The 23,141-nt window shown below is 45.8% G+C and carries 24 protein-coding genes; 11 read left to right on the top strand and 13 right to left on the bottom strand.

Going from position 1 to position 23,141, the window contains the following annotated elements; all coding sequences use genetic code 11:
• Positions 1-123 precede the first annotated feature (123 nt).
• Positions 124-777, top strand: coding sequence for an oxygen-insensitive NAD(P)H nitroreductase (gene nfsB, locus R7Q46_RS03440; protein WP_318077285.1), 654 nt, complete (start codon positions 124-126; stop codon positions 775-777).
• Positions 778-846: 69 nt separating this feature from the next.
• Positions 847-1,137: a putative quinol monooxygenase gene (locus tag R7Q46_RS03435; protein WP_005374925.1), complete on the top strand. Its 291-nt coding sequence runs from the start codon at positions 847-849 to the stop codon at positions 1,135-1,137.
• Here R7Q46_RS03435 and R7Q46_RS03430 read toward each other — a convergent pair.
• Entirely contained in the window at positions 1,134-2,057 is a 924-nt protein-coding gene (locus R7Q46_RS03430) for a LysR family transcriptional regulator (protein WP_015313624.1), read from the bottom strand. The two genes, R7Q46_RS03435 and R7Q46_RS03430, sit on opposite strands and share 4 nt — an antisense overlap.
• 132 nt (positions 2,058-2,189) lie before the next feature.
• On the opposite strand from R7Q46_RS03430, the gene R7Q46_RS03425 reads away from it, so the two are divergent.
• The gene (locus tag R7Q46_RS03425; protein ID WP_005374929.1) at positions 2,190-2,408 is read left to right on the top strand and encodes a VF530 family DNA-binding protein; all 219 of its coding nucleotides are present in this window, start codon (positions 2,190-2,192) and stop codon (positions 2,406-2,408) included.
• Between the two features lie 1,132 nt (positions 2,409-3,540).
• Here the strand turns inward: R7Q46_RS03425 and R7Q46_RS03420 are convergent.
• Positions 3,541-3,993 (bottom strand): acyl-CoA thioesterase, encoded by a 453-nt coding sequence (locus R7Q46_RS03420; RefSeq protein WP_005374933.1) that lies wholly within the window; start codon positions 3,991-3,993, stop codon positions 3,541-3,543.
• A 210-nt stretch (positions 3,994-4,203) separates the two neighbouring features.
• On the opposite strand from R7Q46_RS03420, the gene R7Q46_RS03415 reads away from it, so the two are divergent.
• Together R7Q46_RS03415 and R7Q46_RS03410 are read left to right on the top strand one after the other, a co-directional pair.
• Complete coding sequence (locus R7Q46_RS03415; RefSeq protein ID WP_005374935.1) at positions 4,204-4,968, top strand: ferredoxin--NADP reductase; 765 nt, start codon at positions 4,204-4,206, stop codon at positions 4,966-4,968.
• Between the two features lie 180 nt (positions 4,969-5,148).
• Positions 5,149-5,595: an RDD family protein gene (locus R7Q46_RS03410; RefSeq protein WP_025768614.1), complete on the top strand. Its 447-nt coding sequence runs from the start codon at positions 5,149-5,151 to the stop codon at positions 5,593-5,595.
• A gap of 60 nt (positions 5,596-5,655) precedes the next feature.
• On the opposite strand, the gene R7Q46_RS03405 is transcribed toward R7Q46_RS03410, so the two are convergent.
• From R7Q46_RS03405 to R7Q46_RS03360, 10 genes are all read right to left on the bottom strand, one after another.
• Entirely contained in the window at positions 5,656-6,327 is a 672-nt protein-coding gene (locus R7Q46_RS03405; RefSeq protein WP_017634411.1) for a DUF2057 domain-containing protein, read from the bottom strand.
• A 216-nt stretch (positions 6,328-6,543) separates the two neighbouring features.
• A complete protein-coding gene (locus R7Q46_RS03400; RefSeq protein WP_005386936.1) occupies positions 6,544-7,692 on the bottom strand; it encodes an AI-2E family transporter in 1,149 nt (382 codons plus the stop codon).
• On the bottom strand, positions 7,685-8,371 hold the full coding sequence (locus R7Q46_RS03395; protein ID WP_017634413.1) for a potassium channel family protein: 687 nt from the start codon (positions 8,369-8,371) through the stop codon (positions 7,685-7,687). The genes R7Q46_RS03400 and R7Q46_RS03395 overlap by 8 nt, the downstream gene beginning before the upstream one ends.
• A 16-nt stretch (positions 8,372-8,387) precedes the next feature.
• Positions 8,388-9,278, bottom strand: a complete 891-nt coding sequence (locus R7Q46_RS03390; RefSeq protein ID WP_137283009.1) for an HlyD family secretion protein — start codon at positions 9,276-9,278, stop codon at positions 8,388-8,390.
• Between the two features lie 12 nt (positions 9,279-9,290).
• The gene (locus R7Q46_RS03385; protein ID WP_064354953.1) at positions 9,291-9,494 is read right to left on the bottom strand and encodes a DUF1656 domain-containing protein; all 204 of its coding nucleotides are present in this window, start codon (positions 9,492-9,494) and stop codon (positions 9,291-9,293) included.
• A complete protein-coding gene (locus R7Q46_RS03380) occupies positions 9,494-11,137 on the bottom strand; it encodes a TolC family protein (RefSeq protein ID WP_262647327.1) in 1,644 nt (547 codons plus the stop codon). Before R7Q46_RS03380 ends, R7Q46_RS03385 begins: the two co-directional genes overlap by 1 nt.
• A 10-nt stretch (positions 11,138-11,147) precedes the next feature.
• Positions 11,148-13,322: an FUSC family protein gene (locus R7Q46_RS03375; RefSeq protein WP_213871280.1), complete on the bottom strand. Its 2,175-nt coding sequence runs from the start codon at positions 13,320-13,322 to the stop codon at positions 11,148-11,150.
• 388 nt (positions 13,323-13,710) lie between these two features.
• Complete coding sequence (locus tag R7Q46_RS03370; RefSeq protein WP_213871279.1) at positions 13,711-14,580, bottom strand: DMT family transporter; 870 nt, start codon at positions 14,578-14,580, stop codon at positions 13,711-13,713.
• A gap of 141 nt (positions 14,581-14,721) precedes the next feature.
• Positions 14,722-15,690, bottom strand: a complete 969-nt coding sequence (gene yidZ, locus R7Q46_RS03365; protein ID WP_213871278.1) for an HTH-type transcriptional regulator YidZ — start codon at positions 15,688-15,690, stop codon at positions 14,722-14,724.
• Entirely contained in the window at positions 15,665-16,855 is a 1,191-nt protein-coding gene (locus R7Q46_RS03360; protein WP_104976421.1) for an MFS transporter, read from the bottom strand. Before R7Q46_RS03360 ends, yidZ begins: the two co-directional genes overlap by 26 nt.
• Positions 16,856-16,987: 132 nt before the next feature.
• Here R7Q46_RS03360 and R7Q46_RS03355 point away from each other — a divergent pair, with 132 nt between their 5' ends.
• Both R7Q46_RS03355 and R7Q46_RS03350 read left to right on the top strand, forming a co-directional pair.
• Positions 16,988-17,458: a GNAT family N-acetyltransferase gene (locus R7Q46_RS03355; RefSeq protein ID WP_005374960.1), complete on the top strand. Its 471-nt coding sequence runs from the start codon at positions 16,988-16,990 to the stop codon at positions 17,456-17,458.
• A 24-nt stretch (positions 17,459-17,482) separates the two neighbouring features.
• The gene (locus R7Q46_RS03350; RefSeq protein ID WP_005386911.1) at positions 17,483-17,941 is read left to right on the top strand and encodes a GNAT family N-acetyltransferase; all 459 of its coding nucleotides are present in this window, start codon (positions 17,483-17,485) and stop codon (positions 17,939-17,941) included.
• A gap of 34 nt (positions 17,942-17,975) precedes the next feature.
• On the opposite strand, the gene R7Q46_RS03345 is transcribed toward R7Q46_RS03350, so the two are convergent.
• Positions 17,976-18,488, bottom strand: a complete 513-nt coding sequence (locus tag R7Q46_RS03345) for a DUF2799 domain-containing protein (RefSeq protein WP_213871277.1) — start codon at positions 18,486-18,488, stop codon at positions 17,976-17,978.
• A 259-nt stretch (positions 18,489-18,747) separates the two neighbouring features.
• On the opposite strand from R7Q46_RS03345, the gene R7Q46_RS03340 reads away from it, so the two are divergent.
• The 4 genes from R7Q46_RS03340 (at position 18,748) to R7Q46_RS03325 (ending at position 22,731) form a co-directional block, all read left to right on the top strand.
• A complete protein-coding gene (locus R7Q46_RS03340; RefSeq protein ID WP_017820544.1) occupies positions 18,748-19,458 on the top strand; it encodes a response regulator in 711 nt (236 codons plus the stop codon).
• Positions 19,458-20,900: a two-component system sensor histidine kinase CreC gene (creC, locus tag R7Q46_RS03335; RefSeq protein WP_213871367.1), complete on the top strand. Its 1,443-nt coding sequence runs from the start codon at positions 19,458-19,460 to the stop codon at positions 20,898-20,900. Before R7Q46_RS03340 ends, creC begins: the two co-directional genes overlap by 1 nt.
• Positions 20,901-20,975: 75 nt before the next feature.
• The gene (creD, locus tag R7Q46_RS03330; RefSeq protein ID WP_213871276.1) at positions 20,976-22,316 is read left to right on the top strand and encodes a cell envelope integrity protein CreD; all 1,341 of its coding nucleotides are present in this window, start codon (positions 20,976-20,978) and stop codon (positions 22,314-22,316) included.
• Positions 22,303-22,731, top strand: coding sequence for a DUF2809 domain-containing protein (locus R7Q46_RS03325; RefSeq protein WP_064354941.1), 429 nt, complete (start codon positions 22,303-22,305; stop codon positions 22,729-22,731). The genes creD and R7Q46_RS03325 overlap by 14 nt, the downstream gene beginning before the upstream one ends.
• Positions 22,732-23,141 lie beyond the last annotated feature (410 nt).

Below are 23,141 nucleotides of genomic sequence, written 5' to 3'. Positions count from 1 at the left end.
AGCCTTTCTTATCGTTTTATTTTCAAATTTATTTTGAAAATGTTTTTAATCGAAATCGGTTTTTCCCTTTATCTCATGAGGTTATGCTGTTACTCAGCTTAAACTCATTACTTGGAGAGCCTCATGGATATCGTACAAGCTGCAAAATCTCGTTACTCAACGAAAGTGTTTGACCCAACGCGCAAGCTATCTCAAGAAAAAATCGATGCAGTTAAAGAGCTGATTCGTTTTAGTCCATCGAGTGTGAACTCTCAACCTTGGCATTTCATTCTGGCAAGCACAGAAGAAGGCAAACAGCGCATCGCTAAAGCGGCGCAAGAGAACTACGCATTTAACGCGGCGAAGATTCTCAACGCTTCTCACGTATTGGTGTTTTGTGCGAAAACAGGCATTGATAACGACTACATTGAAGCGCTAATGGTGCAAGAAGAAAAAGATGGTCGATTCCCAACTGAAGAAGCGAAAGCGGCTGTACGCGGTGGTCGTGGCTATTTTGTGAACATGCACCGTTTTGATCTGAAAGATGCAAACCATTGGATGGAGAAACAAGTTTACCTCAACGTGGGTACGTTGCTGTTGGGTGCTTCGACGTTAGAAATCGATGCAGTACCAATTGAAGGGTTTGATCCAAAAGTGCTGGATGAAGAATTTGGCTTGCGTGAAAAAGGTTATACCAGTGTTGTGATCGTGCCGCTTGGCTACCACGCGGAAGATGACTTCAACGCGAAAACGCCAAAGTCTCGCTGGGACGCAGAAACCGTATTCACCGAGATCTAATTCGAGCTTACTTACAGGTGACGTAGAACCCCGTAATCAATATATAAATCGCAAAAGAGTGATAAAACGATGATCCACTTAGTCGCAGAAGTGAAAGCCTATCCAGATAGTAAGGATCAGGTGGTGAATTTGCTTGCTGGTTTACTAGAGCCAACTCGTAAAGAAGAAGGCTGTTGCCAATACGAGTTGTATCTCGACGAAAAAGTTGATGGCCTATTTATGTTCCAAGAAATCTGGGCATCGCAAGAGGCCTTGGATAAGCATTTGCAAAGCCCGCATATGGCGACGTTTCTTGAAACATTGGAAGAGAATGATTGGGTTGAATATACCCAGATTCGTCCTCTTCGATTTATCGCCTAATGACAGAAGGTTGCCAGCACGTTGGCGCGTTGCTGGCAGCATTTTTGTTGGATAAAGTCGCGGAAAGTCCGAATCGTTGGCGTCAATAATCGACGATCGGCACATACCATGTAGAGCGGCACTGGGCCGCAATCCCATTCTGGTAACACTCGCACCAATCTTCCCTCGATTAAGTCTCGGCTAATGTCCATCAATGATTTATTCGCAATGCCTTTGCCTTTGATCGCTAACCGGTGTGGCAAGTCACTATCGTTGCTCATTAAGTTACCGCTGACCACGATTTGTTCTTTCTCGCCGTCACGCGTGAGCGTCCATTTGTTGTAGACCGAATCTGCGACCATATAGCACAAGCAGTTGTGTTGCATTAAATCGGCAGGAGAGGTGAGTTCTGGATGTGTAGCTACGTACTCTGGCGATGCACATAAGATCCGTTCGTTTGACCCACACAATGCCAATACGACCAGATTGGAGTCGGCCGGCTCGCCGTAGCGAATCGCAATATCGACAGGCTTGGTATACATATCCGTCAAGCTATCGGACAGCTCTAGTTTAATGGAAACATTTGGGTAGAGATCGATGAACTCATCCACCCAATCGAGCAACATATTGCGACCAAAATCGGAGGGTGCAGTAATGTGCAGCTGACCAGACAACTCCCCGCGCGCACTTGAGATCTGATCCAACCCCTCTTGCAATGTTGCCAACGCTTGCGTGGTTTTGTCTAAAAACAGTTCGCCCTCTGAGGTTAAACGCAGGCTTCGGGTGGAACGCACAAACAACGGGAAACCGATTTGCCCTTCAAGACGCTTAATCGATGCGCTAATGGCGGCAGGTGTCATGTCCATGCTGTTAGCGGCTTTTGAAAAGCTGCCTTGGCGCGCGGTTTCGACAAAAATATTGAGGTCGTTGAGGGCTTTCATAATGAAAAGGGCTTTTAAGAAGTTTGGGCTACTATAGGGGAGAGTCGTAGGCCAATTCAAGGTTAAAACATTAGGTTGCACGGCGAGTTTGAGTTAGATTAGCGCGCAACTTCACTTTACCGGATCAATAGCATGAGCCAACAGCAGCCGAATAACCCACTTCACGGGTTAAGTTTAGAGAAAATCGTCACCCGACTAGTTGAACACTTTGGTTGGAATGGCATGTATGAGCGCGTTCGTGTGAACTGTTTCAAGAAAGATCCTTCAATCAAATCGTCGCTGAAGTTCCTGCGTAAAACGCAATGGGCGCGGGACAAAGTCGAAGCGCTGTATATCGAGACGTTTTGCTAACTGCTCTATGGTCAGCAGCAAGCGGTAAGTAGATTCTTAGTCTCGCTTTGGCTCGCTAGAATGACGCCACTTTTCTTATCGCGTAGGCGAGAAGAGTCGCTCTGCTGTTACGTTTAAAGCGTGATTCAGAATCTACCCTCAGGCTTGTATTGAGTCTATTCATAGCTCTATGGGCCTACAGCAGCGGTAAGTAGATTCTTAGTCTCGCTTTGGCTCGTTAGAATGACGTAGCTTTTCTTATCGCGTAGGCTGAAAGAGTCGCTCTACTGTTACGTCTAAAGCGAAATTCCGGATGGTCACATAGGTTCTTCTGGAATCGCTTTTTAGATGGTTTTGTAGAGATCAGAGCCAAACTCGAACCGTCATTCTGAACAGCGAGGAACGAGCGTGATTCAGAATCTACTCTCAGATTGTATTGAGTTTATTCATGGCTTTATGGTCTGCAGCAAGCGGTATGTAGATTCTTAGTCTCGCTATGGCTCGCTAGAATGACGCAGCTTTTCTTATCGAGTAGGCTGGAAGAGTCGCTCTACTGATACGTCTAAAGCGAGATTCCGAATGACTCACTTAGGTTCTTCTGGAATCGCTTTTTTTGATGGTTTTGTAGAGGTCAGAGCCAAACTCGAACTGTTATTCTGAACCGAGAGGAACGAGCGTGATTCAAAATCTACCCTCAGATTGTATTGAGTTTATTCATAGCTCTATGGTCTGCAGCAAGCGGTAAGTAGATTCTTAGTCTCGCTTTGGCTCGTTAGAATGACGTAGCTTTTCTTATCGCGTAGGCTGAAAGAGTCGCTCTACTGTTACGTCTAAAGCGAAATTCCGGATGGTCACATAGGTTCTTCTGGAATCGCTTTTTTAGATGGTTTTGTAGAGATCAGAGCCAAACTCGAACCGTCATTCTGAACCGCGAGGAACGAGCGTGATTCAGAATCTACTCTCAGATTGTATTGAGTTTATTTATATCTCTATAGGCCTGCAGCAAGCGGTAAGTAGATTCTTAGTCTCGCCTTGGCTCGCTAGAATGACGCTAGTTCTCTTATCGCGTAGGTTGGAAGATTAGCCATACGTTATTCCCGACAGCGATGAAGAATCGCTGTCGGGAACCTCGCCTTTAATCTCTCATTTCTTGCTACTCTAAATGATGCGTGCTACCCACAGTTCCTTCCAAATCTAAAATCGACTGGCGAACGTGGTCTGGAATCGCAGCTTTAACGTTGTTCTTAAAATCAAACATCACACCAGTGGCGGTCGCGATGGTCGCAATTTTACCCCACTTCTTACTCAGCACTTGGTACTCCATTGTGATGCGATCTTCTTGCATGTCGATTACGCGAGAACCGACTAATAGCGTGTCTGGGTAAGTAACAGGCAATTTGTAGCGGCATTGAGTCTCGCTCAGTACTGGCCCAATTTGCGAGGTCTGCAGGTCGACCAGCAGGTTAATTTTGTTGAAGTAATCTAAACGTGCGGTCTCGAAGTAGCGAAAATAGACCACGTTATTAACGTGTTGCAGAGCATCCATTTCACCCCATGCGACTTTTATCTCTGTGATAACGGGAAAGTCCTTTAACAGTGTGTCCATTTTTATTGCTCCTTTTTCATCTGCTTTGCCACAAATTGCGACGCGACTTATCACTTTGAGCATTTATTCTAGATGTAATCATCTAATATGTAATAAAATTGTTTTTAAAATGTGAAATGAAATGGTGGTTTGATTATGTAAACTAGAAACTTTACATAATTGAGTTGAAGGCGTAAGTTTAACTAAGAGTAACCAGATAGGAGGTGTCTCATGATTGAACTCAAAGGTTTCAACCTCGCAAGAGTTGAGAAACGCATCGATTGGACAGGTGAGCTGTTCAGTTTGAGAATATCTGGCGCGCCTCTTTCCTTTAAAGCTGGCCAATTCACCAAGCTTGCTTTGCTTGATGATGAAGGTAAGCCGATCAGCCGCGCTTACTCTGTGGTTAATGCGCCAAGCGAGCAATTCGATTGGTTGGAGTTTCTAATAGTAGCCGACCCTCAAGGACAACTTTCTCCACGGCTCCAAAAGCTTAAATCTGGTGATAGCATTTATGTCGGTGCCACCGCACATGGCGATTTAATCCATGATTCTATTCCTAAACAGGCTCATGACCTGTGGCTGCTATCTACAGGTACGGGGATTGGACCGTTTTTGTCGCTGCTGGATGATATAAACTTACCGCCTCACAATGAGCGCATTGTGCTGGTTCATGCCGTTCGTTTCGAAAAAGATCTGGTTTATAAATACCTAATTGAACAGCTTCAGCAACGATATGAAGGCAGATTAAAGTATATACCGATAGTTAGCAGGGAAGTGGTTGATGGTAAATTACAAGGCCGAATTCCTGAACTCATCGAATCGGGTTTACTGTCCAACGCCGCTGATGCGCCATTCTCAGCTCAGCGTAGCTTTGTCATGATGTGTGGGAATCCACAAATGATCAAAGATACCGTGCCCGTTTTACAAGAGCTAGGCTTGGAAAAGTATCGCCATCAAACTGGGGGAAATATCATTTACGAACGTTACTGGTAGCGTTTTGTTAAATTGATACGGTTATGCTCAAGATGTAATGATTACTTTTGAGATACGACCGCGATTTAGTATGTTCTTAGTTGAATATTATGTTGGCAATACCTAAACTGCGCTCACCATTGCGCGTCTGTACACTCAGTCATTCTCGCTTAACCAATTACATTGAGGTGACTGAAGTCCATGTATGCTTTTATCGCGAGCAAGCAACAGAGAATCATTGCTGGTTTTATCGACCTGCTCTTTACGATGGTGGTCGTGTTAATCATCGCATTGAGTATTAACTCTTTTCTTAACGACTTTCAGCTCTCTTTAGCAGATAACCTCACGCTTGTTCGTGAAACTCAGGCGTTTTACTTGCTTTCTTTACCAACGGTTTTAATGATCAACTGGAATGCATTGAGTCATGGGCAAACCATTGGTATGCGCATGATTGGTATTAAAGTTGTAATGAAAAATGATAGTAAGGCAACGAAAGTTACAGCAGGGTTAAGGCTTGTTATTAGCTACTTACTGGAGATGCTCATTCCGGGGATCCCGTTGGTAAATTTGGCATTGTTGTTCTTTCATCCGGAGCGACGTTTGTTGCATGACTTGATCGCCAATACTAAAGTTGTCCAAGTTTCCTAATTTTTTGATCGAAAAAGCCACGTGAAGTGGCTTTTTTAATATCGATAAAGTTAACCAGATTTACTGTTGATTAACATATTTCTTAAAGCGAGCTTTGGTTTCTGCGTCTGCTTTTTGGTACCAGAAGTGCAGCATCTCTTCAGCTGTCGAATCCGCTTTAACCGCAGTTGCTCTCACTTGCTTCATATCCGCAGGAACCTTTGCAGGAAGCGTGACTGGCTGCATGGTCGCTGCGCCAGCAAAAGCCACGGCTGCTGCACCGCCAGCTTGGTTATAATCTTCGATTTCACGTACGTAATCACGACCGATTTGCATACCCGGTTTGAGCAACTTGTCCTGGTCAACCGCGATTGCGTTGCCTGAATCATCAACCAGTTTCCAATCTAAGTCTTTGATCTTCTCTTCCGCATCACGTAGGTTGCGGTATTCTGGCATTTGTAGAGTGAGTTCGGCATTGGTCGCGTCAAATCGTGTAACGATAACATCGCTTTCAACACTTAAACGGTCATTACCTTGGTTGAAGTAAGGGGCGAAACGAAATACGACTTGGTTAAGGCCATCAGGTAACGTCAGTGTTCTTTCAGAGGCGAAAAAACCACCCGAAAGATCTGCTTTTTCACCGTTAGCCGCCAATACTGAAACGTTGTCAGGAACACTCACGGTTACATCTGCGAATGCCATGCCACTCATTGCGAGAGCAAGCGCACAAGTTAAAGGCTTGATCAATTTCATTGTTTTTATCCTAAGCAAATTAGTGGTCATCGAGAGTGCATCGTTCATTGCCCGATTGCAACTCCCAAGTGTAATAAGTATGAAAATTTAACAAGAACGTCATTTTTATCGCATTTATTACGACGAAACTGTGATCCAAATAGAATCAAACCGCTGAAATGCAGCGGTTTGATATCATAAGTTATAGATTAAATTTCTTTCTAACTTATTGATTTATTAAATACCAGCACCGTGTCCAGGTTCTGATTGGTCATCAGAAGCGTCTTGTTGTTCTGCCATTTCTTCTTGCTGTTGTGCTTTCTCAATGCTCAACCACCAAACAAATAACTCATACCAAATTGCTAGGATAACGGCACCTAAGAACAGACCAACGATGCCGTAGAAAAGCATACCACCGATGGCACCGAGCAGAATCACAGGCATTGGCACGTCGACGCCACGTCCCATTAACATTGGTTTGAACAGGTTTTCAGAAAGAGCCGCAACTACGACCCAAACAGTAAACATGGTTGCTGTTGAGGTGTCTTGGGTCATGTACATGAAGCCAATCACAGGTAGCACTGCGAGCAACGCCGGGAGCTGAGCGATACATAAGATCATTAGAAGCAGTGTGAGTAAACCTGCTGCCGGAACGCCAAATACGAAGAAACCAGCACCGATCAACAGTGCTTGAATCGCCGCTACACCGACTACGCCAAGTAGTACGCTTTTAATTGTCGCTGCGATAAGCGTGGTCCAGCTTTTTGCGTTTTCACCAGCGGTACGAATCGCGATGGTTCTTAGGCCTGATGCCGCAGATTCAGAGTACGTCATGAAACCTGCTGCAATCGCAAGTGACAAGATTGAAAGCAGTAAACTTCCCAATACGCCCCCAAGTGTACCCAGTAAAGATGTGAGTCCTGCCTTTATTTGTGGCATAAAGGTTTGAATAGCTTGTTCAAGATTAGTAGCGAATAGGGTCCACACTTCGTAGAGCTTATCACCCACGATAGGCCAATCCGCTACGGAAGGTTTTGGCCCTGGTATTTTCACTTGTCCATTTTGTAGTACTTCAAGCGCGTGCGTTGCACCATCCACAATGGAGCCTGATACCATAACAAGTGGCGTGACAAGGAGGGCAATACCAAGTAAAGCAATGGTTGTGGCTGCCAGGCCTCTACGACCACCATATACACGCTGCAATTTTTGGGTAAGCGGCATTAAAGCGACGGCTATAATAGCGCCCCAAATAACCGGAAGGATGAAGGGTTTGATGATGTCGTACGTAAACATCAGCAAGACAAAGATCAAGCCAATGCGTATTGCCGATTCCACCATATTACTGATGAAAAGCTTACTGTCGATTTTTACCGATTGTTTATCCATTTTTGTTTACCTGATGATCAATGTTAGAACTGACGAGACTTGAAACAACAATCGCCATATAAAAAACACCTGTGATGGCCTCTAAATACACCACGACTTGAGCCAGTGGTGTTAGAGGACTGATGTCGCCATAACCGAGCGTGGTTAAGGTAACGAAACTGAAATACGCTGCATTGGAGAAGTTCTGCCCCCAAGAAATCGCTTCCATACCGGTAAAGGCTTCAGGCGAAAACTCAAGCAGAATGAGGTAGGCAATCGCCCACATCAGACCAAGCAGCAAGAAAAGCGCTACCGAGCCAATGACTTTGTTGCTGTTGACATGGCCGGTGAAAAGAATCTGTCTTGCGATGGATTTAAAAGTGCCGAAAAAGAACGCAAAGGTGAGGGCAAGCATCACCACATTCATCTCTCTGATGTCGAAAACGGTCTTGATCACAATCACAAGAACCCAAACACCAAACAGGCTATAGAGGAAACGAGACCAGGTTTTGTCAAAGCGAAGGCTCGCAAAACAGACGATAAACGTCAGAACCGTGAAAGCCTGAAGTATGTGTTCAATCGTCCCTTCACCTACGACTTGTGCCATCGCACTTCCTAACAACAAAATCACTAGCGCTAAGGTTAGATAGAAGAAGTTGTTTTCTTCATTAATGTTTTTGAGGTTTTTACCAATGACCATGGCTCTTCTCACTTAGTTATTGTTCACTTTCTGCGGATGACTCTTTTATCACCATGATGGACGCAGAAAGCCCGAATCGAAGATCAACATCTTCAGGAAGTTCTTGTAGGGAGATTCGCACCGGAATACGTTGTGCTAAGCGAATCCACTGAAAAACAGGGTTTACGTTTGGAAGAAGGTTGTAGCCGACCGTGCCGTCTTTGGGCGCAATACCCCAACCAATCGAGTCAACCGTCGCGTCAATTGGCGTGTCTGGGTGTGACATCAAAGTGACACGCGCTTGGCTGCCAGGTTCGATTTGCGCAAGTTGGTTTTCACGGAAGAAACCAAATACCCAAAAGCTGTTTTTGTCGATCAGTGCGAGCAGTGGTTGGTTTGCGACCGCTTGCGTACCGTTTCTAATATCGAGGTTAGATACAAAACCATCGACGGTGGCATAAACTTTGGTAAAGCTGAGATTAAGGCGTGCTGATTTTAGTTGCTCTTCTGCAGATTTGATTTGCAGTAGCGATTCTTCGTAAGCGATTTCACGACGAATCAGATCCTTGTGAGAAACCGCGCCACGGTCTTTGGCGCGAATGTCTTTTAAGCGGTCATATTCGATTTTTTTACCGCGAGAGCTAACAATGGAGCGCTCCAGTGCTACTTCGGCTTGAGATAACGCAACCTGGTAAGTCGCAGGGTCGATTTCAAACAGTAAATCCCCCGTTTTTACTTCTTGGTTGTCTTGCACCGCGACATTTACAATTGGGCCTGAAACGCGAGGAGCCACTTTGATGACGTTGGCACGCACTTGTCCATCTCGTGTCCATGGGTTATTAAAGTATTCCTCAAACTTTTGATAGCCGAGCCAAGCTGCGCCACCAAGAATGACAAGATTGAGTGCGATTACGAATAGTTTTTTCATCTTGTTTGGCACCTAAAATTGAATATAAAAGCTGTCGATGGCCACCACATAAGCGACCATGATGGCAATAAACGTCAGAGACGGAAAAGCGATGAAGCGAGACAAACGTGTCTTGTTCAATATCATCACCGTTATCCACGTGGCCGTGACGGCGAGAAAGAGCACGAGTAGCGTAGGAGAAAAGTAAACGTCTCCCCAAGAGAGTTCATGAGGCATTACCGATCCTCCGTTTTGTTTTCATAACTGGTCTCAGCTGGAGTTTCGAGTCGCAAAGGTGGCAATACGCGGTTTTCTTCATTTAAATAACTTCCCCAGTCAGTGCGCTCTGTCATCTGCGTGGCAATCGATTCACTGATGAAAGGTTTGCCTGTTTGGGTTTGCCAGCCTCCACCGAGGGCTTTGTAGAGCGCGACAACTTGGTTCGCAACATTACCTTTGATCGTTGCGTAGCTGTCCTCTGCGCGGGTCATTTTCTCTACCGAGTTGAGCAGACGTTCAAAAGAGATTTGGCCGTTTTCGTACTGCGTCATGGAGATATTGAATGCACGAATGGAAGAGTTGACCGATTGCAAACGTAAATCTTTTTGCTGCAAATACAGGTCATACGCTTCGATTGCATTGGTGACTTCATTAACGGCTTGCAGCACTTTTTTGTTGTAGTTGGTCAGCGTTTCTTGGAAGCGAGCATCTTCGAAACGAATGTTATTTTTCACGCGTCCGTATTGGAAAATGTTCCAACTGAACGTTGGGCCAACCACCATGGTGAGCGAATCGCTAAAACTGAAACTGCTGCCATCGGGAACCGTACTGTCGATACCGATGGAACCGAACAACGAAAAGCTTGGGTACAGAGCGGTTTCTGCCACGCCAATCTGCGCACTTTGCGCGCGAGCTTGCATCTCAGAGACTTGCAAATCCGGACGTCGCATCACTAAGTTAGCATCCACTTGCGTATCCAAAAGCGGTGGACGTGGCACAATGGAAAGCTCGTCGGTGCCCGATAGTGCCGATTTTCTGCCCGTCGATTTGAACTGGGCTTCGTACTCAGCGATTTGCTTGTGCATCCCATCCGACTGTAGCAGTCGATCTACTTCTTCTGGTAACAGACCCAGTAGCAAAGCCAACACAGTACGTGATTGCTTCATTGCCACTTCGAGGCTCGGTAACGCTGCTTTGGTGGTGTAGAGTTGGTTTTTAGCTTGTTGAACGTCCAATTCTGTAACGTTGCCAGAGTCGAACTGCACCTGAGTAATACGTACGACACGCTCTTGAATCTCTATGTTGCGGCGAGACAGCAAAATACGTTCTTGGAATGTGCGATAGTTGATGTAATTGCGCGCCACTTCGGCGGTTATGGTGACCATGATGTCGTGATACGATGCGATGGATGCGTAGTAACCCGCTTCTGCCGACTCAATACCGCGAGCATACTTGCCCCAAACATCCATTTCCCAAGCAGCATCAAACGACAAAGTGGCGTTATTCACGCCCTGATCATTTACGTAGGCACGCGCTAGGTTTCCTGACACGGTTTGAACTTGTGGGTATTGCAAGCCAGTCGAAATACCAAGCAATGAACGTGCTTGGACAATTCGTAGCCCTGCGGCTTCTAAATCGAGGTTTTGTTTGCTCGCCAACTCAACCAGCTGATTAAGAGTCGAGTCATTAAATTGCTGCCACCATTGTTGTAGCTGTTGCTCTGATCGCTGCGTATCTTTGGCTGCTTTTTGCACCGACCAGTCACTTGGCAGTGGCGCCTGCTTTGGATGAACATAATCTGGTCCTACCGTGGTACACGCACTGAGTCCGAGCAAAGAAAGTATGGCGAGGCTTGGTTTGGTTAGTTTTGGAAGCATCATATCCCCACCTTTAAAAACGCTTCTGTTGTAAGTTCACCCAATCGATATCCTCGTAGGTTTGCTTGCAATGCTTGATTGCTTCGAACACGTTCCGTTTTAAATTCAGCAAGATATAAAAACCGGCTATCTCAGAATAAGCGTAGTCAGATAAATCCAACTCACTAAAAAAATCTTCCAGTTTATCTTCGAATGTTTGGTAATCCTGACTGTATTGGTCGAATACGGAGTCGAGTTCTTGTGTTGCTTGGTGGCTGGCTAAAGCGCCCGCCATCAAAGGAATGATGGAATCGCGGTGTTGTTGGCGAAGCTGAGTAATTAGTGGATTGGTCATCAACTTTTTCTCGGCGGCCATTAAGATGTTGATGTGATTACTGAGTACATCACACGCTTTGCTAAACGCGCCAATCGCTTCTGGCGTGGTTTTATCAAAGTGTTTGTGGTTGATTTTCGAACCCCAGACTTTGAGCTTTTTCGATGAGACATTGAGCGTCACCAAGTGTAAGGCCCGTTTGAGCGGCGTAATAACCGAGCTAGACTGCTGTTGATAGGTAGTGAACAGCTCTCGGGTATGTCGGAAGTAGCGTTCTTTTATGGTCAAAAAGAGGTGTTCTGGTCGTGAGCTAAACGGGAAGTAGTGCGCGAAAATAATCATGAACACCACCATGTAGAACAACAGCATGATCGTCATGAGGATCCCGAAGTGATAGAACATGTTGTTATCTAAACCGAGAACAAACAAGCCCACCATGTAGAAAATCGTCACTGGCCCGTTAAACAGATAAAAGCCGATAAAGGTGTAGATAAAGATGAACAGGCCAAGTTCTAACCCGAGATCCAATTGCGGAAGAATGAAGACGTAAGAAGGCACCGCGAACAAGAAGCCGAAAGTGAACAGCACAAGCAACAAAATTGGGTGCACAGGCACGAACGACAGCAAAGACATAAACATGGTCGAGAAGACCACGAACGAATAGCCGCCTGGTGGATTGAAATAAATCCAAATCAGTCCAGCAACCCAATAAGTGACAAAGGTTTTGACCGCGGTTTTAAAGTTTTCTGCGTCCCACCATAGAAACTTGCCTTTCGGTTTCGGCAGCGGCACGTCAAAGGAGACATTGTTCGTCACAGAGTCAATGCAGCTAATGCTCTCCGCTAAACGCGACAAGTTTTGATGCATCAGTTCCAACAGGTGACCAAGCGTAAGCGCAGAGCCTTTCTCTAGGTGAGCTGCGTCTTCTAGCAACGCTTGGTTGTATTTGACTTTGAATTCCTGAGCACGAAAAGCGGGCTCTTTTTCGTCCCAGACTTGTTGGCAGGTATCAAATAGCGCGTCAATTTCCGCCACGGCTTGATCAAAGTTGCTGATGCTTTCACGGTCTTGCTGGTGGCTAAAGTGGCTGTGCGCCGCAACGGTCAATTGTTGCGTTACCTGCTTGTTCAAATGAACCGCCAAGCGCCACTCTTTCATGTAGGCCGACACTTCACTGCATTCCACACTGACCGTAGCAAAGCGCTGTTCGAGCGCATTTTGGGCGGCAAACATCTGTTCGATAAGAGAATCCACGCTAGGTTGTGGCTCTCCTGCTTCTGGATTTTCTTTTCCCTCTTCTTGAGTAGAGACTTGCCCTGCCGATTTTTGCTCGAAATTTTGCAAGATAGCGGTGAACAACGCGCGTTGTGCTTGGTTGAGTTGTTCGATGAGCTGTCTTAGGTTTTGTTCTGTTTTGGTCGGGAATAAGAAAGTCCCCACGAGTGTGTAAACCACCACCCCAAACACCGTCATATAGGCGCGGTCAACGCCATAAAGAAACGCACCTTCTGCGTCACCGCCATTGGACATCATCAACGTCATCACGCCGGTCAGCATGAGTAGCGTTGGATCTTTTTGATAGGCATTACGGAAGTAAAAAATGAATGAGACCACAACCGACACGCTCAACATGTACAGCAAGCGGTCTTGAGCAAACAATCCCACCAGTAACAAGCCAACGACGGCGCCAACCAACGTACCGAACACGCGTAAGGTACCTTTGGCGAGGGATTCACGACGACTGCCTGTGGATGCAATCAGCATCACTGTGGTTGCGGCCGTCGATGCTTGCGGCCAACCCATGGCAAACGGGATCAGATAAGCCAGAGTCATGCTAAGCGATACTTTAATAGCGAATTTTATTTTGTCGTTCATAGTGTCAAAGTTTGCTCAGGCTTATCGTTATAAGTTGATGAATTTCTTATATGAATAATCAGAATTTTGTTCTGAATAAATTCGGGGGGCGGAATATAGCGGGTGAAAAAGTGTGCTTTGTAAACCCTTTGTCAAAACAAAAAGTGCGTATTTGGCTTGATCTCGTGCTAGCCCTTGGCGTTATTGGTGAAACGCCTAAAACGAGCAAATTCGCGATCTGTGATGATTCTCACTTTTGAAACAAAATCGCTGCATTGTGTGAGCCAATTCTCACCTTATATTCTTCGCCTGGTACCAAAGCAGACCACTTGTACCATCTGCAATGAGCTTTACTGCTTTAAAAAGCATAGATGATGAATGGGTACTTGAGAGGGAAAGTTATTACTTTTTATCGGCTTGCCGATTGTTCGTTTGTTTTTTTGGATCGAGATAAAAAAACCAAAGCGATGCCACCAAGAATGATGCCGCTGGTTAAAAGAATATGCAGTGAAAGAGGCTCGTGGAGTACGACGGTGCCGAGTAGCAAAGCAATGGCTGGCACGGAAAGTTGGCTGACGGCGGCTTGAAGCAAAGAGAGCTTACGCATTACTTGATACCAAAGCGTATAACCAAGGCCAGAGGCAATGGCACCAGATGCGATAGCGAGCAACACTCCGCTCCAAGAAAGGTGGATTGAGGACAAGATTAATGGCGAAAGGAGCACGCCAATTATTGATGCAGCGATGAATCCCCACGTGATGCCACTACTTGGAGAAGGCGCTTGTTTACCGAGCGCAGTAAACGCAGCCCAACAAACGCCAGAAATCAACATAAGAAGTGCAGAGCTAATATCGGGGCGAGTGGCAGATGGCAACATCAACCAAACAAAGCCAACAATCGAAAGGCCGATACCGATGATTTCGAGAAACTGAAAGCGCTCACCTTGCCACCAATAGATTGCCAGTAACGTCAGTTGCACGGCACCAAACAAAAGCAAAGCACCGGTTCCTGTCGCCAGTTGTAAGTACGCGAAAGAGAAAAGGGCAGCGTAACCAAATAACGCCACGCCAGCAAAAAAGCGAAAGCGAGAAGTTGGCCGATCGGTTTTCCACTGGCCTCTCACGACAAGCATTGTGATTAAGGTAATCGCGCCAGATATCAATCGAACGAGCGTGAAGCTTCCTGCATCAATTAACCCTTCTGCCAAGGCAATTCGACACAATAATGAATTGGCAGCGAACGCCAGCATTGCAATGGCAGTGAGTAAAAAGGTCGACATCCTTGATCCTTAGCGTGTAAATGAACAGCTAGTGTAGATCCAAAAGAACATTTTTATTAGTTGATAAAGTGATTAGTTATAGCTATCAGAGCAAGAAAGTCATTAAAAATAACCAGAGAAAACCTGACCTTAGCCTGAGTCTTACTGTGGTTGGGAAGGTTGTTTGTACAATGACTTAATGGTGTTTTTCAACCATAGCAATTTGGGATTGTACGCATTGCGTTTATGCCAAATCATGGTAAATGGAATCAGTAACTTGTCTTGTTGAGCTTGGTCTAATGGAATTGGCAAGCACACTAAATCGAGATGCAGCTTTTCTGTGTAACTTTTGCAATAGTGCGGCGCGGTGGTGATCATGTCATGCGTCGGCTGCGCTGCCATAAAAAGGGATTGCTCAAAGTTGGACATCGTCAGCCCGATAGAGCGCTGTAGCCCTAGTTCCGCTAATACTTCATCCAACGCCCAAGTTTCACTTTTTTCCCAAACAATATTGATGTGTTGGTAGCTCAGAAAGGTCTCGAGATTCCACTCTTGCTGTAATGCCGGATGATCTTTATGCAAATACACCATCGGCAGGTCATAAAATAGAATCTCAAAATCCAAGAAATACGGCAGAAGATCCAACGACTCTTTCGATCTCGGGTGACTTTCTCGGCCGGTAAAACCGATATCCGCCTCGCCTCGAATGATGGCGTCGAGTGAATCGTAATCCCAGTTACTGGTTTTTACTTTCGCTTCAGGGTATCGCTGGTGGATAGCGACGATGAGTCTGTCCAACACCGTGAGCACTAATGGCGACTCAATCGTGATATCAAAACGCACTCCTTTAGGCGTAATATCGCTGCGTTTTTCTGCAATCTGGCTGCCAATTTGCAGCCATTCTGCAAGATCTTGCTCCATGCTTTGCGCCAAAGGCGTTGGCGCAAGACCTTTAGGTGTTTTGACAAACAAAGGATCATCGAACCAATGACGAAGTTTGTTGAGCGACTTACTTACGGTAGAGGGCGTAACGTTCAGCTTTTTTGAGGCTTTCGAGACGCTTTGTTCTTGCAGCAATAATTGCAGAGTGAACAGTAAGTTTAAGTCAAGTCGCGCTAGGGATTTCTTCATAATGGGTATCGTGAACAGGCTTTGGAATCAATAGTATTAGAGCAAGGCTGATTACGCTACCTAACACTAAGATAAACACCAACATATTCAGAGCACTAACGCCGATGAAACCCATAAACCAAATATAGAACGCTGAACTACAAACTTGAGCAATGCCCAGTAACGAGCTCGCCACGCCAGCTTGTTGAGAGAATGGGCTGAGCGCTTGGCTCATGGCCACGCCAAAGCCACAAGCGAAGCCAGCGCAAATCAGCCCAAGTCCGAATACATAGTAAAGAGATTGTCCATCATGGAAATGGGCAGCACTGAGCACGATGGCTGCGCAAGCGAGCAATACTTGAGAGGTGATCATTAAGGTTCGCTGCTTAAAAATCCCCAATGCCAATGGCGCCGAGAACGAAATCAACATACTGATCGTCGCAGTCCCTGCCATGATGGAAGAATAGCCGCCGCGATCAAAACCAAGCATGCTCATCACGACAATTGGTGAAGCGTTAACAAAGGTCAGAATGGTGGTCACTCCAAGCGCAGTAATGATCAGCCTACTGATAAAAAATCGCTCGAAGAAAGTATCTTGATGGCTCTCTGGCGCTGTCTGTTCTTCACGTTGTTGGCTGGGTAGTGATTCCTTGAGAACAAAAATGGCCAATACACTGACGAGAATGCCCATTCCTGCCATCGTGGTAAACAAACTCGGCCAAGGAAATTTCAGCATAATCAAGTGACCAATCACGGGGGCGATCACTGGAATGATACAGGTGATGCCATTGAGCATCGACAATACTTTCGCGCGGCGTTCATCGTCTAACGTGTCGCGTAAAATCGCGAATGCGACGACATAGCAAGATCCAGCCCCGATGCCTTGGCAAAAGCGAGCAATCAAAAAAGTGTTTGGGTGCTCAGCCATCCCGCCGAGAAAGGATGCGAGCACGAAGATCATCGCGCCGACGACGGCAACAGGTTTTCGTCCCACAGAGTCTGCAATTTTCCCCGCGAATAACATGGTGGTAGCCATGCCAGCTAAATAGATCGAAAACGCAATATGCAACTGAGATTCACTGGCATTGAGATCTGACGCAATTTGAGGCAAACCAACAAGATACAAATCAATGGCAGTAGGGTAGAGTAAAACGAGTGCAAAACTACAAAGTAAAAAACGGGACATGGAAACCTCTCTATCGAATGGTGAGGATAATAGAGTGCTAAACGTTTGCCTGCGAGTGGGAAATACGACACTAGGTATTTCTATTTACGACATACCCTGTATGAATTGAGCATAAAAACAACAAGGAAGATTATGATTACTATTGAAAAGTATTCGCCTGAGCGACATAAACAAACTTGCGAACTTAGCGTGCTAGAAGAGCAATCGCAGTTTACGGTCGCGGATGTGGGTGAAATGCTTACATGTCTTGAACCTACAGAACTTCCGCATCTGATTTTGGCAGACGATGACGTGGTTGGCTTTTTTCTATTTGATGCTGCTTACAGCGAGAAATACGATTTTTGCCCGAAAAACAGTTTAGGCGTACGTGCTTTGCTGGTGGATCACCGTCATCAAGGCAAAGGCATCGCCAAGCAAGCCATTCAACAGTTTGCCGATTTCGCCAAACGCCATTATCCCGAGTTTGATGCGCTTTATCTCACCGTGAATTGCCGCAACATACCCGCTTATCAGTGCTATTTAAAATCAGGGTTTGAAGATACCAATGAGCTTTACCACGGAGGCCCCGTTGGACCGCAACACATTATGAGACAGCCGCTTTAGCTAGGAAAAACCAAGGATGGAAAGATGAGGATTGAAATCGACAATTTAGAACGGCCGCAAGTGATAGCGCTGTTGGAAGGACATTTACAGGACATGTACGCCACGTCACCACCAGAAAGCGTGCATGCGTTAGATTTAGATAAGCTCAAAGCGCCAGAAGTGACATTTTGGACCGGATGGAAAGGTGAGCAACTGCTTGGGTGTGCGGCGATTAAAGAGTTGGATGACCAACACGCGGAGCTGAAATCCATGCGCACCACGCCTACGGCAAGAAACCAAGGTGTGGCATCTCAATTATTGATTCATGTGATTGAGCAAGCGAAGCAAAAAGGTTTGCAGCGCTTGAGTTTAGAAACGGGCTCGATGGAGTTTTTTAAACCAGCGCGCCTGTTGTATGAAAAGCATGGCTTTGTGTACTGCGAGCCGTTCGGGGATTACGAACTCGATCCGAACAGTCAATTCATGACCCTAGAACTGAGCTAGGGCCATGAATTTTTAGAAGCTAAATCCAATCGATTTAGAAATTCAGATTCAAGTTGATGGTTGGCGACAAGAGGCTTGAACGCTCGTCAGCCAATCGCTTTCTCTTCTCTTTCAGTCTCTTGGCATTATCTTTGTCTGGATTGCCATCAAGCTGATTATCGATGACCGAGATTTCAGTATCGATCTCTTGGATGCGTTGCTGGCGTTGATATTCTTGATGACCTAACTGGTAGTTCTCAATAAACTCTTTGCTGCTGCATACACCGTAATATTCTTTGCCTTCGATACCGACAGTGTACCCATTGTCTGGTGAGCAATATTGGATAGTGCCTTTATCAAAGCCTTCTTTCCATTTCGCTCGGTCGGGTGTCACACCCGCTTCACCACAGTCTTCGGTATAGCTATTGATAATGTTTGGATCGTTGCCATCTCGGCCATCTTGATAACCTACGTTGTACCAGTTTGCCGTTTTGCACTCATCCGGAGACATGCTGGCGCAACCTGAGAGCAAAGTCAGTAAAGCCAGGGGGATTAGCGCTCTTTTCATCAGTGACTGTCCTTTAAATAAAATCGAATTGATAACTTGAGTTTAAAATGAACACTGTTCATATCAATGGTTGAAATCATTGTATTCACAATTGTGGTGACTCATTAATCTAAGTGATAAATTTATTATGCTGAATAGAAGTGTGTTTGATTAGTATTATCCACGAACTGCGCCTTTGCTGCATCAATCCACTAGCCTTGGCCCCAAATTAAGTGATAATACCAACATAAAGATAAACACCGTCAATGAGGCTAAGACATTGAGCGAACAACCCACCGTCCTTATTATCGAGGATGAATCTGCTATCGCAGAGAACCTGATTCATGTATTAGAGATGGATGGCTACCACGCAGAGTGGTTTGCAACAGCAGGAGAGGGCTTAGCTTTTTTGCAGCACAACTCCGCAGCGTTACTTGTCTTAGACGTAGGCTTACCGGATGGCAATGGTTTTGAATTATGCAAAACCATCCGTGAGTTTTCTGATATTCCCATAATCTTTCTCACCGCAAGAAGCGATGAAATTGACCGCGTAGTCGGTTTGGAAATTGGCGCGGATGATTACGTGACTAAGCCATTTAGCCCGCGCGAAATGTTGGCTCGCATTAAACTTCGAATCAAAGCTAAAGCGCCAATGATGGAGCACAAACCAGAGCCTGTAGCTGTTCCAGAACAACCTCAATTTAGTCAAGATTTGGTTGCGCAGAACTTCGACTACGGTGTCGGTGGACAAATGCTTGGGTTAACTGCGGTGGAATTTAAGATCCTCGATAGGCTGATTTCCGTCTCTTCCAATGTATTGAGTCGAGAGCAACTTATGATCGCTGCTGACATGGCGCCGGAAGCTGCGTACGAGCGCAATATCGATACCCACATCAAAGCCATTCGCCATAAGTTGAAGCCGTTTGAGATGTCTGAACGCATCTGTACCAAGCGTGGCTTTGGTTACTTTTACTGCATAAAAGGTGAATGATGAATCGCTGGCCGAAGATCCCGCTTGGACTCAGACTGTTTTTTCTCTACTTCATCTTAGTCGGGATGACGGCTTACATGGTGAGCAAAACGGTTGTCCAAGAACTTAAGCCAACCGTGCGCCAAACCACCGAAGAGACGCTAGTGGATATGGCGAACTTACTCGCGGTATTGGCGGAAGAAGACGTCGCGAATGACAAGTTGTCTGAGAGTCGCTTCTCCAAACTATTAACGGCTTATGGACAGCGAGAGCCTCAAGCGCGCATTTGGGAAATCGGTAAAAAAGCGATTAACCATCGAATTTACATCACCGATAAACAAGGCATTGTGATTGCGGATTCTTGGCAGCAAGACGTAGGCAAAGACTACTCGCAATGGAACGATGTTTATCTCACGTTGCGTGGTCAATACGGCGCGCGCAGTACCATCGAAGACCCGAAAGATCCGCTCTCAACCGTTATGCACGTGGCTGCGCCCATTTACCACAAAGGTGAAATCATTGGCAGCGTGACGGTAGCCAAATCCAATCGCTCAGTACAACCCTTCATCGATCTTTCTAAACGCAATGTGTTGTTTTGGATGGTGTGGATGAGTGGGTTAGTGCTGCTAGCAGGGGCATTGTTTGCTTGGCGAATTCACTCAGCACTGAACAAGCTAGAAGACTACGCGACCAAAATGGGTGAAGGTGAAAAGGTTTCTAAGCCGACATTTCGTATCTTTTATGAGTACGGCACGCTAAGTGATGCATTAGAGAAAATGCGCAATCAGCTCGATGGTAAGCAGTATGTGGAAGAGTACGTACAGACGCTGACTCATGAGCTGAAAAGCCCGTTATCAGCGATTAAAGGCGCGAGTGAAATATTGCAAATGCCGTTGCCTGAAGAAAAGGTCACGCGCTTTGCTGGCAACATTGAGCGAGAAAGCGACCGCATGCAGTCATTGATTGATAAGTTGCTAGAACTTGCTCGTCTTGAAAAGCGCCCTGAGCTAGAGCAAGTCGAAGCTATCTCGCTAAAACAAATGGTCAATGAAGTGGTTGAATCGGCGGATGCGCGTTTGAGTGCTAAGTCGGTCACTGCCAAAATCCAAATTGATGACCATCTCTCCGTACTTGGTGATGCCTTCTTACTGAAACAAGCCGTTTTTAACCTGATGGACAATGCGCTGGATTTTGTTGATTCAGAGGGATGCATTGAATGGAAAACTGAGGTCACGAAAGAAAAGGTGTGCCTGTCGATTTTCAATTCAGGTCCTCACATTCCCGACTATGCAATGCCTCGTTTAACCGAGCGCTTCTACTCCCTCGCTCGGGAAAATGGTGTTAAGAGCACTGGGCTCGGGCTTAATTTTGTTGAGCAAGTGATCAAGCTGCACAAAGGTCAGTTGCAAGTCGAAAACGTCGATGCTGGCGTGAAAGTGACCCTGATTTTACCAACTCCATAGAAACTCCACATTAGCTCCATTCGTTCTCCAAATTGCTGATTTAGATTACTCCCATCAGCAAATGGAGAATGAAACATGAAAAAGATCCTCAATAACCAACTCGGCACGAAGTTCGCCTTCGTGCTGTTTTTGTTTGTCTTACTGCAAATCCCGCTTTCAATGGTCACAGGGCTGATCTCAGAACGCTCATATCGCCAAGATGAAGTCAGAAACGACATCGCACGCAGCAGCAGCGGCGAACAGCGCATCATTGGTCCATTCATCATGGTTAATTACACCGAAACCAGTTACCGAGATGACAAAGTACAGATTAAAGAGCGTCGTAAATTTCTTTTACCTAGCACTTTTGATATGAGCGCGAATCTGGACAGTTTTGAAAAGTACCGAGGCATTTACCGCGCGCGTTTATACAAAGCACAAGTGGCACTGAAAGGCACTTTTGATGCAGACGAACTCGCGGCGTTGCAGGGGCTTGATATTGACAACATGAGCCTAGTCGTTGGCATTGAAGACAGCCGTGGATTGATTCGTTTGGATGACATGACCATGGCGAGTGCTGACATCGAAGTCGCACCGGGAACGGGGTTAAATCAGTTACCACAAGGCTTCCATAGTGCTCTGACTCTCGCTGACCTGAACATAGAGCAACCTTTGGCATTCGATCTTAACTTCTTGCTACAAGGGATGGGACAGCTTCAAGTCACACCAATTGGTAGTCAAACAACAGTTGAGCTCTCTTCAGCATGGGCGCATCCAAGCTTTATCGGTGATTACTTACCAGTGTCGTCAGAGGTATCTGAAGATGGATTTAACGCACAATGGGCGAGCAACAACTTCTCAACCAATATCGCGCAGCTGTTCCAAAGTTGTTTGTCATCGAATCACGCTTGTCACGAGCTTGAACAGCGACAAATGGGCGTAGATTTGATTGATCCCGTAGACCACTATTTGAAATCTCACCGAGCTGTGAACTATTCACTGTTGGTTATTACATTAGTATTTGCGAGTTTCTTCTTGCTGGAGCTGTTCCAAGCGCGTCCGGTTCACCCAGTGCAATACGGTTTTATTGGTCTGGCTTTAGCGCTTTTCTATCTATTGCTGATTTCGATGAGTGAACACCTCGGCTTCAACTGGGCGTATGTGGTGTCAGCAGTCGCATCGACGGGGCTTTTAAGTGTGTACGTGAGCGGTATGTTGAGCAACACCAAACACGGCGCGATATTCGGAGCGTGTTTGCTTACTCTCTACGGATTACTGTTTGGCTTGCTACAAGCAGAGAGTTACGCATTGGTAATGGGGACATTACTGTGTTTCGCGATTTTGAGCTTCACTATGGTCATTACACGCAACATCGACTGGTACGCACGAAATAAGAAAGCGGAAGAAAGCGCAAAGGCGAATCATGAAGATGTTTAAACGAGCAATTCTCACAGGGCAGCCAAGCAATATGTTGGAAGAAACGTGCGCTATCCGCCTGCAATTTTCTGCAAAAAATGGACTGAAAAGCTTGGTGTGTTTTATCACATTGGTCGTTATTGCGCTCTATGTTCGAGACAGCTTTATTCGTCCGACATTTGGTGATGTTCTGGTTGTGGTTTGGCTCTACTACTTTCTTGCAAGCTTGTTCTCCATGCCCGTTAACTGGATGGTTTCACTGGTGGTGTTGATTGCGTTTGCCGTCGAGTTGGGGCAATTGCTTCAGGTCGCAGCTTGGCTTGGTATCGAATCTTCATCGCCTCTGGCTGTAATTTTGGGCGCCACATTTGATTGGAAAGATCTGCTGGCTTACTGCATCGGAGGTCTACTGTGTTGGTGGATGGAAAAGAAATGAAAACCGAGATGAAAGCCATTGTGCTACCAAACCGACTCCGCCATTCCAAACGAGGTATTCGTAAGAGGGTCAAAATCAGTTTACTCAAGCGCGTGTACCTTTGGTCACTGACCAATAGAGAACTGCTGTAAACCTCGCCTCTTTATATGAAATACAAAAAGGGAATCTTAAACTCACCGACGCACAGGGTGAGTTAAGATTCCCTTATTAATAGGGTCTATTGAGCTTTCAAGCTGATTTTTGCAGCTATTTGTGGGTAATTTATATGAGGTAGAGACATCTGAAATGTAGTTGGTGTAACTGATAAGCCGGTAATGAAGTATAAATGAACCACAAACGCTGCCCGAAGGGTTCGGCTAAAAGCGTTTTACTCTTTGTTGAGAGGTAATTGCTTAGAATGACTAGGCGGC

This window comes from Vibrio sp. 811, assembly GCF_033339195.1.
Note: the sequence above shows the minus strand (reverse complement) of the source record. Positions and strands in the feature narration are given on the sequence as shown.

Coding starts and splice junctions, on each gene's coding strand:
- R7Q46_RS03420 (WP_005374933.1), bottom strand. CDS start 3,993: ATGGACACACTGTTAAAGGACTTTCCCGTTATCACAGAGATAAAAGTC.
- R7Q46_RS03425 (WP_005374929.1), top strand. CDS start 2,190: ATGAGCCAACAGCAGCCGAATAACCCACTTCACGGGTTAAGTTTAGAG.
- R7Q46_RS03385 (WP_064354953.1), bottom strand. CDS start 9,494: ATGCCTCATGAACTCTCTTGGGGAGACGTTTACTTTTCTCCTACGCTA.
- R7Q46_RS03400 (WP_005386936.1), bottom strand. CDS start 7,692: ATGGATAAACAATCGGTAAAAATCGACAGTAAGCTTTTCATCAGTAAT.
- R7Q46_RS03415 (WP_005374935.1), top strand. CDS start 4,204: ATGATTGAACTCAAAGGTTTCAACCTCGCAAGAGTTGAGAAACGCATC.
- R7Q46_RS03395 (WP_017634413.1), bottom strand. CDS start 8,371: ATGGTCATTGGTAAAAACCTCAAAAACATTAATGAAGAAAACAACTTC.
- R7Q46_RS03375 (WP_213871280.1), bottom strand. CDS start 13,322: ATGAACGACAAAATAAAATTCGCTATTAAAGTATCGCTTAGCATGACT.
- R7Q46_RS03410 (WP_025768614.1), top strand. CDS start 5,149: ATGTATGCTTTTATCGCGAGCAAGCAACAGAGAATCATTGCTGGTTTT.
- R7Q46_RS03355 (WP_005374960.1), top strand. CDS start 16,988: ATGATTACTATTGAAAAGTATTCGCCTGAGCGACATAAACAAACTTGC.
- R7Q46_RS03350 (WP_005386911.1), top strand. CDS start 17,483: ATGAGGATTGAAATCGACAATTTAGAACGGCCGCAAGTGATAGCGCTG.
- R7Q46_RS03405 (WP_017634411.1), bottom strand. CDS start 6,327: ATGAAATTGATCAAGCCTTTAACTTGTGCGCTTGCTCTCGCAATGAGT.
- R7Q46_RS03430 (WP_015313624.1), bottom strand. CDS start 2,057: ATGAAAGCCCTCAACGACCTCAATATTTTTGTCGAAACCGCGCGCCAA.
- R7Q46_RS03345 (WP_213871277.1), bottom strand. CDS start 18,488: ATGAAAAGAGCGCTAATCCCCCTGGCTTTACTGACTTTGCTCTCAGGT.
- R7Q46_RS03360 (WP_104976421.1), bottom strand. CDS start 16,855: ATGTCCCGTTTTTTACTTTGTAGTTTTGCACTCGTTTTACTCTACCCT.
- creD (WP_213871276.1), top strand. CDS start 20,976: ATGAAAAAGATCCTCAATAACCAACTCGGCACGAAGTTCGCCTTCGTG.
- R7Q46_RS03325 (WP_064354941.1), top strand. CDS start 22,303: ATGAAGATGTTTAAACGAGCAATTCTCACAGGGCAGCCAAGCAATATG.
- R7Q46_RS03380 (WP_262647327.1), bottom strand. CDS start 11,137: ATGATGCTTCCAAAACTAACCAAACCAAGCCTCGCCATACTTTCTTTG.
- creC (WP_213871367.1), top strand. CDS start 19,458: ATGAATCGCTGGCCGAAGATCCCGCTTGGACTCAGACTGTTTTTTCTC.
- R7Q46_RS03435 (WP_005374925.1), top strand. CDS start 847: ATGATCCACTTAGTCGCAGAAGTGAAAGCCTATCCAGATAGTAAGGAT.
- yidZ (WP_213871278.1), bottom strand. CDS start 15,690: ATGAAGAAATCCCTAGCGCGACTTGACTTAAACTTACTGTTCACTCTG.
- R7Q46_RS03390 (WP_137283009.1), bottom strand. CDS start 9,278: ATGAAAAAACTATTCGTAATCGCACTCAATCTTGTCATTCTTGGTGGC.
- nfsB (WP_318077285.1), top strand. CDS start 124: ATGGATATCGTACAAGCTGCAAAATCTCGTTACTCAACGAAAGTGTTT.
- R7Q46_RS03370 (WP_213871279.1), bottom strand. CDS start 14,580: ATGTCGACCTTTTTACTCACTGCCATTGCAATGCTGGCGTTCGCTGCC.